The sequence below is a fragment of the Kitasatospora sp. NPDC023118 genome, assembly GCF_055560875.1.
Map to the genome: position 1 here is coordinate 36,629 of NZ_JBVHHW010000033.1, position 10,833 is coordinate 47,461.

Consider the following 10,833-nt stretch of genomic DNA (forward strand, 5'->3'; position numbering starts at 1 on the left):
GCTCATGACTTCTTCCTCAGCGGCTCGGTGTCGGCTGTGGAGTCCGGTGGCTGGTCCGACTGCGGCGAGCGGGGAGCGATGAGGTCCACGGCTCGAGGCACGGCGTCACCGGGGGAATCCGGTGGGGCGTCGGTGGTCAGGCCGATGCCGATGTGCTGTGCGAGGCCGCCGGCGAGAGCCGCCAGAGTGGGGTGGCCCGCGACGAAGTCGCCGGCGAGTCTGACGTCGAGCGAGGCTTCCAGCCGGGTCCGCAGTTCGATGCGGAGCAGGGAATCGAACCCGAGTGCATTCAGCGGGGTCTGCGGATCCAGGGTGCTGGCCCCCAGCCGGAGGACGGTGCGGATGTGTTCGGCCAGGTAGTCCTCGAGGATCGTGCGGCGGGCGAGGCCGGGTTCCGCGGCCCGCAGCTCGCGTCGGATGTCGCGCGCCGTATCCTGGCCGGCCGTCTGCACGCAGGTGCCGGGCGCCTCGGGCGTGAGGAGGGCGAACAGCGAGGACGTTCGGCCGGCGGGGGGGATCCAGGTGTCCGGCGGGCCGGGGATGACGCCGGTGCGTACGCGGCTGTGGGTCAGGAGCGCCGCGAGGGCCTTGAGTCCGTCGGCTGTGGGAATGGTCTGGTAGCCGCGGGTCGCGAAGTCGGTGGCGACCCCGGTTTCGCCCCAGGGGCCCCAGTTCACCGCCAACGTGGGCAGGTCCTGCGCGGTGCGCCAGGTGGCGAACGCGTCAAGCCACGCGTTGGCGGCCGAGTAAGCGCCCTGGCCCGGGTTGCCGAGCAGGGAGGCCATGGAGGAATAGAGAACGAACCAGTCGAGTGGCAGTCGGGTGGTGGCCTGGTGGAGACGCCAGGCGCCGGTGACTTTGGGACGCCAGACGCGTTCCAGCTGGTCGTCGGTGATGTTGGACACCGCGGCGTCGTCGAGGACCATCGCGGCGTGGATGACGCCGCGCAGTGTCCCGCCGTCGGCGGTGGCCTCGGCCACCAGTTGCTCGGCGATGCCGGGCTGCGCGATGTCGCCGAGCACGACGCTGATGCGGGTCCCCTGTTCGAGCAGTCCGGCGAGGACCCGTTCGGTGTCGGCCGAGGGCGGTGTGCGTCCGTTGAGTACGAGGTGGGCGGCGCCTTGGCCCGCCAGCCAGTGGGCCGTGGCGAGGCCGACGCCGCGCAGGCCTCCGGTGATGACGTAGGCGCCGTCCGCTCGCACCGGCGAGGGCGGGTCGCGCAGTACGGCGGTGGTGTGGCCTTCGCCGGGTACCGTCAGGACCAGTTTGCCGATGTGCCCGGCACCGGCCATGAGGCGAAATGCGTCGGCGGCCTGCGCGAGCGGATAGGTCTCGCACGGCAACGGGGCCAGGCTGCCCCGGTCGAATTCGGCCATGACCTCGCCCAGCAGCTCAGCGAAGGTGTCCGCGCGGGCGTGCTGGAGCTCGACGAGGTCGACCGTGCTCATGGTGATGTTGTGCCGGAGCGGTGCGAGACCGAGCGGGGTGTCGGCGAGGATGTCGCGTACACCCAGCTCGACGAACCTGCCGAAGGGGCGCAGCGTTTCGAGTCCGGCCCTGATGGCGTGTCCGGAGAGGGAGTTGAGGACCACGTCGACACCCTCTCCGGCGGTGGCGGCGCGGGTCTGCTCGGCGAAGTCCAGTGAGCGGGAGTCCATGATGTGCCGGATGCCCATCGCGCGCAGGTATCGGCGCTTGTCCTCGCTGCCGGCGGTGGCGAGCACTTCAGCGCCCAGGCGCCGCGCGACCGCGATCGCGGCCAGTCCTGTTCCACCGGTGGCGCTGTGGATCAGGACACGCTCGCCGCTGGTGAGCCTGGCGACGTGGCGCAGTGCGTACCAGGCGGTGAGGTAGGCGATGGGCAGCCCGGCGGCCGTCTCGGCGGACAGGCCCGCCGGGATGGGGGCGACGGCAGCGGCGGGCACGGTGGTGAAAGTGGTGAAGAGGCCGCCTCCCACGTCGACGGCGAGGACTCTGTCGCCGACGTGCAGGTGCCTGACGCCCGGTCCGACGGCGGTGATCACGCCGGTGGCTTCGAAGCCGATGCGGTAGCCCGCTTCATCGTCGGTCGCCAGCATGCCCATGGCGGTGAGCACGTCGCGGAAGTTCACGCCTGCGGCGTGGAGGCGCAGTTCGACCTCACCTGGGCCAGGAGCACGTCGTGGACTGGTGGTCAGGCGCAGGGCGTCGAGGTCGCCGAGCCGCCCTGCGTGGAGCTGGAAGCGGTCGGCGCCGTAGCGCACGGTGCGGGTGACGGCGGTGGCGCGTTCGGTTTCGGACAGGGGGGTGTAGGCCAGCCGGGCGATGTGGCGGGTGTCACCGCGCAGGGCGATCTCGTCCTCGGGGGGGTCGGTGAGGAGTTCGGCGGCGAGTCGGCGCAGGTCGACGTCGGCGGGGTCCGCGTCGATGAGGGTCGCTCGCAGCTCCGGGTGTTCGTGTGTCAGGACGCGCACGAGTCCGCGCAGGGCGCTCTGGGCGGGGTCGGAGGGTTGCCCCGGCTCTGGATCGTGGGCGGATCGGGTGACGGCGAACAGGCGTGTGGGCGCGCTGCGCGCGATCGCGCTCTGTGCGGCGGCGAGCAGACGGCGGGTACGGTGCAGTGCGATCGCGGCGGCGTCGTCCTCGGGCGCGGACGGCGCGGCGAGGAGGACCACGGCGCATGGTGCGGGTGAGGAGTCCCAGGGTCGGGCGATGGTCTGCTTGAGCGGCTGGAGGGTGGCGCTGTCGACGGGAGCGTCGAGGACTTCGGTGCGTGCTCCGGCGCGCTCGAGGGCGTCCGCCAGTGCCCGGGCGGATCCGTCCGCCTCGCCGATGACGAGCCAGGGTCCCGGGCCGGCCGGTTCGAGGTTCTCCCGGCGCGGCACGGGCTGCCAGCGGGTTTCGAGGAACCACCGGTCGACGGTTTCGTCGGCCCGCGCGCCGTGGCGTATGAAGCGCAGTGCGTCGATCTCGACGAGGGGGTTTCCCGCCTCGTCCAGCAGCCGCACGTCTCCGATGATGCTGTCCGCGGCGCAGTGGGTGAGCCGGGCGTGCGCGTAGCGGGCGTCCTCGGGGGCTGCGAGTATTCGCACGGCGTGCATCTGGACGGGCAGTACCAGGCCGTGGCCTGGTTCGTGGATCAGGCCGGCGACGACGAGCTGGGCACACAGGTCCAGGAGGACCGGGTGGATCCGTAGGCCGTGGTGGGCGGTCCGTGCCGACTCCGGCAGCGTCACGCGAGCCCAGAAGCTGTCACCCTGGGCGGACGTGTGCAGCTCGGTGATGCCGCTGAAGGCCGGGCCGTGCTCCAGGCCCCGTGCGCGCAGACTCGCGTAGAGGGCGTGCGGATCCAGGACGACGGGGTGGTCGGCGGTCAGTCCGGCCACGGAGAACGCCGATGTCCGGGGGGCGGCGTCGATGTGACGCAGAACCGCGGTGGCCTGCCGTACCCAGGTTCCGTCCTCGTCCTGGCCGAAGACTTCGCAGTCGGCCCGGTCGGCGCCGGTCAGGGTGACGGTCGTGCCGATGGGCGTGTGGGCGTCGAGGTGCATCAGCTCGCGGAAGTGGATGTCGGCTGCTTCGACATCGTGCGCGGCACCGTGGAAGACCTCGCTGGCCGCGGTCAGGGCCAGGGCGCAATACGCGGCGCCGGGCAGGACCGGTTGGCCGTGGACACGGTGGTCGGCCATCCAGGGCAGGACGTCGGTGCCGGTGTCGCCGTGCCAGGTGTGGCGGGGTTGGTCGCCGGGCACCTCCGTGTGTGTGCCCGGCAGGGCGGCGGGTGCGCCTTCGGCGTGCCGGGAGGCCGCTCGGGGTGGGGTGATGTCGGTCCAGTGGGGTCGACGGTTGAAGGTCAGAGCAGGTACGTCGGCCAGGCGGCCCTCGGCGTAGAGGCGGGACCAGTCGACGCCGACTCCCGCGCAGTGCAGGGCGGCGAGCTGTGTGCGAAAGGTGGTGCGGTCGTCTTCCCCCTTGCGCAGCGTCGACAGGATCACGGGTTCGTGGAGCAGGCCGGTCAGGCTCTGGGAGAGGGGGCGGGTGACGACGGCGTGGGGCGAGATCTCGAGGTACACCTGGTGGCGGTCGGCGGCGGCCGCGGCCACGGCGGCGCTGAAGCGTACGGGGCGGCGCAGGTTGGCGCACCAGTAGGCGGCGTCGAAGATCGGGGTGTCGCGGGGGTCGTCCAGGACGGTGGTGTAGAAGGGGATGGTCGGTTGGCTGGGGGTGAGCTCGGCGAGCGCGGCGGCGAGGTCCGCGAGCAGCGGGTCGACCTGGGGGCAGTGCGAGGCGACGTCGACGTCGATCACGCGTGCCACGACTCCGCGGGCCTGCCAGGTGGTGGTCAGGTGCCGGACGGCGGACACGGTGCCGGCGACGACGGTCGAGTCAGGCGCGGCGACGACGGCCACGGACACCGTGTCGTCGCCGATGGCGGCGAGATCGTTCTCGACGGTCGCGCTGTCGAGGCCGACGCTCACCATGGCGCCGGCTCCGGCGATGCGGGTGAGGAGAGCGGATCGTCGGCAGATGACGCGGACGCCGTCGGCCAGGGTGAGTGCTCCGGCGGTGACGGCGGCCGCGACTTCGCCCATGGAATGGCCGATGACTGCGGCCGGCTCGGTCCCGTGATCGCGCCAGGCGGCGGCCAGGGCGACCTGCAGGGCGAACAACGCGGGTTGCACGTGGCCGCAGCCGCTGATGTGTTCGCGGTCGCGGACGGCTCGCAGAACGGAGAACCCGGTTTCGGCGGTGATCAGCGCATCGGCTTCGGCCAGGGTCTCGGCGAAGGCCGGCTCGTGCTGGAGCAGGCCGTGCGCCATGCCCTGCCACTGCGAGCCCTGACCGGAGAACACCCAGACGGGACGGCGGCTGACGCCCGCGCCCACGTGCCCGCGAACGACGCCGGGGTGGGCTCGACCTGCTTCGAAGGAACGCAGGGCGTGCGTCAGGTCACGGTGGGAGGCGGCCACCACGCCGAGCCGGCCGTGCCCGGGGGAGCGGCGCAGGGCGAGGGTGTGGGCGATGTCGTGCAGCGGGGTGGCGGCTCCCTCGGTCTCCAGCCAGTGGGCCAGGCGCGCGGCGGCGGTGGGCAGTGCGTCCGGGGAGCCGGCGGCCAGGAGGAAGACGTGGGGTGAGGAGGCCTGCGCCTGCGATGACGGGGCGTCGGTGGGGACGGCGGCCGCGTGTGGGGGAGTGCCGGCGGTGGGACCGCCGGGGAGGATGACGGTGCGGCGGCGGGCGGGGGCCTGTTCGAGGATCACGTGGGCGTTGGTCCCGGAGAAGCCGAAGGAGGACACCGCGGCCAATCGCGAGGCCGTCCGGGTGGGCCAGGCGGACAGGTTGGTGGGGACGAACAGGCGGGTGCCTTCGGCACTGATGGCCGGGTTCCACCGGGTGAAGTGCAGATTGGGCGGGACGAGCCCGCGCTGGAGGCAGAGCACTGCCTTGATCAGGCCGATGACGCCGGCCGCCGGTTCCAGGTGGCCCACGTTCGTCTTCACCGAACCCAGCGCGCAGCGCCCCTGTCCTACCCCGTAGACCGCGGCCAGGCTGGAGAACTCGACGGGGTCGCCGACGGGTGTGCCGGTGCCGTGCGTTTCCACCAGGCCCACGTCGCGCGGGTCGGTTCCGGATCGGGCGAGGGCCTGGTGGTAGAGGGCCTGCTGGGCCTCGGCGGAGGGCGAGGCCAGGACGTCGGAGCGGCCGTCCTGGTTGACGGCCGAGCCGCGGACCAGGGCCAGGACGCGGTCGTCGTCCCGTAGCGCGTCTTCAAGGCGTTTGAGGACGACGACGCCGCAGCCTTCGCCGCGTACGAAGCCGTCCGCGGCCGCGTCGAAGGTCCGGCAGCGACCGGTGGGCGAGAGCATTCCCATGCGGGCGAAGGACATCGTCGTCCTGGCGCCCAGCATGAGGGTGACGCCGCCGGCCAGCGCGAGATCGCACTCGTCGTTCCGCAGGGCTTGACAGGCCAGGTGGACCGCCACGAGCGAGGACGAGCACGCGGTGTCCAGCGCCACGCAAGGGCCCTGGAGGCCCAGCAGGTAGGAGATGCGCCCCGGGGCGACGCAGTGCCCGTTGGTCAGGATCGCGCCCTCGAGTTCACGGGGCTGGCCGGAGAGGGCCTCCATGTAGTCGGTGTAGCTCAGGCCCGAGAACAGTCCCGTTGAGGTTCCCGCCAGTTGCTCCGGGGGAAGTCCGGCGTGTTCGAGCGCCTCCCACGTCACTTCCAGGAGCAGCCGGTGCTGGGGGTCCAGAACGTCGGCCTCCTTGCCCGAGACCCCGAAGAAGTCGGCGTCGAAACCGGCGACGTCGCGAAGGTAGCCCCCCCACAGCGGCATCGGCCCGGCGGCGTGGGCGCCGGCCACGTGCCCCGCGCGGCTTATCGGAGGTTCGCCGACCGCGTCCTGGCCGGCTTCGAGCAGCCGCCACAGCGCGGCGGGCGAATCGATGTCGCGGGGAAGTCGGCATCCCATGCCGACGACGGCGATGTGCGCATCGGCGGCTCTCGGGTTCTCTGTGTGGCCCATCACATGGTCTCCTACGCGCTTGCGCGAACGGGGGTGGGGAGCGCTCTGCGTCCGGCGATGTGGCCGCCGGAGGCCGGGGTCAGTCGACGTCCGAACTGCCCAGCAGGATCGCGCTCTTGACACCTCCGATCTGGTAGTTGCAGGTCAGTGCGTAGTCGAACTCCAGGGGCCGGGTGTGGAGGCCGGGGACGGGATCGAAGCAGATGTTGTCGGCCGGCTCCTCGCAGTTCGCGGTGGGGCACACCTCTCCCTGCTCCAGCATCAGGAGGGTCAGGGCGACACCCAGAGCTCCCGCCGGGGCGCCGTTGTGGCCGAAGCAGGCTTCCTGGGAGGTCATCAGGAGGTCTTCGACGGCGTCGCCGTAGAGCTGCCTGGCCGCGTTCGCCTCGAACGCGGTCACGACGACGTCGCCGTCGCTTCCGCCGTGGATGTAGGGGACCTGGCCGATGTCCCACCGGTCGCCGAGGCACTTGCGGATGGCGGCGACCAGTGACGCGCCGTTCTCGTCGCTTGCGAGCGGATTGGACAGGCCATCGCGGGTCATACCGTGCGACAGGACCTGGCCGTAGGTGTACGCCCCGCGTTGCTGGGCGCGGTCGCGGCTTTCCAGCACCAGGGTCACCGACCCCTCCCCGTGGTTCACGCAGTCGGCCCGCCGGTCGTAGGGCCTCATGATCCGGTCGAAGGCCGGGAGGAGTTCGGGCATGCCGTCAACGCGGATGGAATCGTAGGCACGCTGGGCACCGTGCAGCAGACGCTGGACGTTCTGGATCACATCCACACCGAACACGTCGACGCCGGTGACGACGGCGAGGTCGATGTCACCGTCCGCGATCATGCGGCGGGCGTTGCCGATCTGGACGGCGGAGGACGCACAGCCGCACGAGACGGTGAAGCAGGGGCCGGTCGTGCGCATCAGCGCCCCTTGGACCAGTGCCACGTCAGAAGGGGTGAGCCCCTGCTGAGCCCTGACGAACAGCTCCATCGCCTGGTTCGGGGTGGTGGTGCGGGCGTCGGCGTGCAGGACTTCGAGGTAGCTGGGGACGTTGGCATCGATGCCCCCGCGCCCGACCAGGACGGCGGCGTCGGTGAGGTCACCGTCTCGGATGCTCAGTTGGGCATCCGCGCAGGCTTCCACGAGGGACACCAGCCCATAGCGGTGCGCGTTGGTGTAATGCTGGGAGAAGATGCCCGGCAGGTCCGGCAGGCGCTCCGCGAAGGCCGTGTCCGGCAGATCGACGGAGCCGTAGTAGACGCCGTGGTGCTTCAGGCACGAGCGGCCGTTGGCGGCCACGTCCCAGAGTTCGTCCGCGGTGAACAGCGGCTGCTCCTCGCCCGGCAGGCAGAACCCCATGCCGGTGACCATGGTGTCCCGCTCGCCGGTGGCGCCTCGTGGGCGCGCGCCGGAGGGCCTGGTCACGACGCGTACCCGAGAGTGCGGGGCGGACGCTCTTTCCGTACCGGTGCGGGAAGGTTGCTGATCATTGCTCACCTCGGGGTGTGGGGATGGGGTGATGCGGGACGGCGCCGCGTCGGTGTGCGACTCCTGGGACCCGGCGCCGGCGTCGGATGCGGGGGGCGGGGGAGAGAGACGGTGACGGGCGCTACTCGGCGATGGCGGTTCGGTACGACCACTGGTAGATCCGCATCAGTACGCCCCCGACGTCTTTGAAGTCCTGCGTGATCTCGAAGTGCTCATAGCCGTTTCCGCGAGGAATCTTCAACCGATCCTCAAGACTTCCGGATTTCACTTCCTGGATCTCAGGAATGTCACTCGGGCCGCCCTTGAGGAAGACGAGCAGACAGTGGGACGTGACACTCACCTCACTCATTCAAAACCGCTAAGGAATTCTTCGAGGAGGATCAAGCGTCCGATTGACGGCGCACACCCTGAATACCCGCAGGGAAGGCCGGTTAACCCAGGAACCTCAACAGCGCATGAAGTGCGGTAGGGGCGCACGTGCATCGCAGTCCGCAGGGGCGCCATCGAGCCGTGATGTTATCTGAACAAAGCCCAGTCGGGAATCACTGGCAAGAATAAATACGAAGACTTCGCCATGCTCTCCCGGTTGCACCGTGCCATTGGTATAACCGCAGGTCAGACGGCTAACTTGGCCGGTTTTCGCATGCTGTTTCCCCAGTTTCCGGGCGCTCTCGGCACGATTTCTGCCCGGATCCTCGGGGGCTCTTCGGCGGTCGTCTGGGAAGGCGCTCGCTCGCGCTCACCTAAAATGCCCAGCGGCAAGTCTTTTGTCGTGACCGGCTCCCTCCGGCGAGGCGTCGAAGAGATTGTGCGCCCCCGATGCGGACTTTGCTCCCACCTTTAGCAAATTCCCTATTGCCACCCGATGGCGCCCGAACCTACCGTGAGTGAAACGCCTCGTCGACTTGGCCACAATGGCCTTGTCCGGCGTTCGGAAATCGGAAAAGAGGAATCCTATGTCCCCGATTCTCCTCGCACTCGTCCCCTCGCAGGGTCCGACGACCGGGGGTAACCCCGTGCTCCTGGTCGGCGCCGGACTGACCGGCGCGACGGCGGTCCTGTTCGGCGCCACCCCCGCGCTCAGCTTCACCGTCCAGTTCGACGGGGCCATCACGGCCGTCGCCCCGCCCGGGACCGGGACGGTCCCGGTCACGGTGGTCACGCCGTCCGGCACCAGCAACAACCTCAGCTACACCTACCAGCCGCCGGCCCCGCCGACCATCCTCGCGCTCGTGCCGCCGATCGGCCTGGCCACGGGTGGCCTGCCCGTCCTCATCGTGGGTCACGGCCTGTCCGGCGCGACGTCGGTCCTGTTCGGCGCCACCCCCGCCACGAACTTCACCGTGCTGGGCGACGGCGCCGTCCTGGCCGTCTCCCCGCCCGGAACCGGAACCGTCCCCGTCACGGTGGTCACGCCCGCCGGCACCAGCAACGGTGCCTCCTACACCTACCTGTAGGACGGCGGCCGACCGCCGGTCGTGCGCGACATGATCCGGCGGGATGAGAACAGTGAGCTCCGACAGCAGCCGCGCTGTCGGAGCTCACTGTTTGTCGGACGCTCGGTCGGGGGCGGGATTCCGATGTCCGCGCCGCTCTCGGAGGAGGAGGAGGAGGAGGAGGAGGAGGAGGAGGAGGCGACCCTAGATCGTCGGTGGGGCGATGTAGGTGTAGGCGAGGCTGTTGCTGGTGCCGCCGGGGGTGGTCACCGTCACCTGCACCGTGCCCGAGCCCGCCGGCGCCGTGGCGACCAGGTTGCTGTCCGACACGACGGTGAAGGCGGCCGGCGTGGACCCGAAGGTGACCGCGGTGGCGGCGCTCAGCCCGCTCCCCGTCAGCGTGACCGTGGTCCCACCCGAGGTCGGCCCCGCCGTAGGAACCACACTCAGCAGTTGGGGAACGGGAACGTAGGTGAACGCGACACCGTTGCTGGTGCCGCCGGGGGTGGTCACCGTCACCTGCACCGTGCCCGAGCCCGAGCCCGCCGGAACCGTCGCGGTGATCTGCGTGGCAGACACCACCGTGAACGACGTGGCGGCAACGGCACCGAACCGCACCGCCGTCGCCCCCAGCAGATTGCTTCCTGTGAGGGTGACGGTGGTTCCGCCGAGAACAGGTCCTTCGTCGGGGACCACAGCGGTGAGCTGGGGGCTGCTCAGGTAGAAGTAGGGCACGGGGAGGCTGGTGCCACCGGCCGTGGTGACGGTGACGCCGGACGGCCCGGGCCCTCCGGCCGGAACCGTCGCGGTGATCTGCGTCGCAGACACCACCGTGAACGACGTGGCGGCAACGGCACCGAACCGCACCGCCGTCGCCCCCGTGAACCCGCTGCCCGTCAGCGTGACCGTATTGCCACCGGACGCCGGTCCCTGGGACGGGACGATCGTGGCCACCACCGGTGGGGCGATGTAGGTGTAGGCGAGGCTGTTGCTGGTGCCGCCGGGGGTGGTCACCGTCACCTGCACCGTGCCCGAGCCCGCCGGCGCCGTGGCGACCAGGTTGCTGTCCGACACGATGGTGAAGGCGGCTGGCGTGGACCCGAAGGTGACCGCGGTGGCGGCGCTCAGCCCGCTCCCCGTCAGCGTGACCGTGGTCCCGCCCGAGGTCGGCCCCGCCGTAGGAACCACAGTCACCAGTTGGGGAACGGGAACGTAGGTGAACGCGACACCGTTGCTGGTGCCGCCGGGGGTGGTCACCGTCACCTGCACCGCGCCCGAGCCTGCCGGAACCGTCGCGGTGATCTGCGTGGCAGACAGCACCGTGAACGACGTGGCGGCAACGGCACCGAACCGCACCGCCGTTGCCCCCGTGAACCCGCTGCCCGTCAGCGTCACCATCGACCCCGCC

At 70.7% G+C, this 10,833-nt stretch carries 5 protein-coding genes; 1 reads left to right on the top strand and 4 read right to left on the bottom strand.

Annotated elements, in window-relative coordinates; all coding sequences use genetic code 11:
• Window positions 1-2: 2 nt before the first annotated feature.
• The 3 genes from ACZ3UD_RS31590 to ACZ3UD_RS31600 form a co-directional block, all read right to left on the bottom strand.
• On the bottom strand, window positions 3-6,506 hold the full coding sequence (locus tag ACZ3UD_RS31590; protein ID WP_465595362.1) for an SDR family NAD(P)-dependent oxidoreductase: 6,504 nt from the start codon (window positions 6,504-6,506) through the stop codon (window positions 3-5).
• A 79-nt stretch (window positions 6,507-6,585) separates the two neighbouring features.
• Entirely contained in the window at window positions 6,586-7,872 is a 1,287-nt protein-coding gene (locus ACZ3UD_RS31595; RefSeq protein ID WP_465595428.1) for a beta-ketoacyl synthase N-terminal-like domain-containing protein, read from the bottom strand.
• 238 nt (window positions 7,873-8,110) lie between these two features.
• Window positions 8,111-8,329 (bottom strand): DUF5988 family protein, encoded by a 219-nt coding sequence (locus ACZ3UD_RS31600; protein ID WP_465595365.1) that lies wholly within the window; start codon window positions 8,327-8,329, stop codon window positions 8,111-8,113.
• Window positions 8,330-8,945: 616 nt separating this feature from the next.
• Here ACZ3UD_RS31600 and ACZ3UD_RS31605 point away from each other — a divergent pair.
• Window positions 8,946-9,446: an IPT/TIG domain-containing protein gene (locus ACZ3UD_RS31605; RefSeq protein ID WP_465595368.1), complete on the top strand. Its 501-nt coding sequence runs from the start codon at window positions 8,946-8,948 to the stop codon at window positions 9,444-9,446.
• A gap of 183 nt (window positions 9,447-9,629) precedes the next feature.
• On the opposite strand, the gene ACZ3UD_RS31610 is transcribed toward ACZ3UD_RS31605, so the two are convergent.
• The coding region (locus ACZ3UD_RS31610; protein ID WP_465595371.1) for an IPT/TIG domain-containing protein at window positions 9,630-10,833 on the bottom strand (1,204 nt) is incomplete at its 5' end.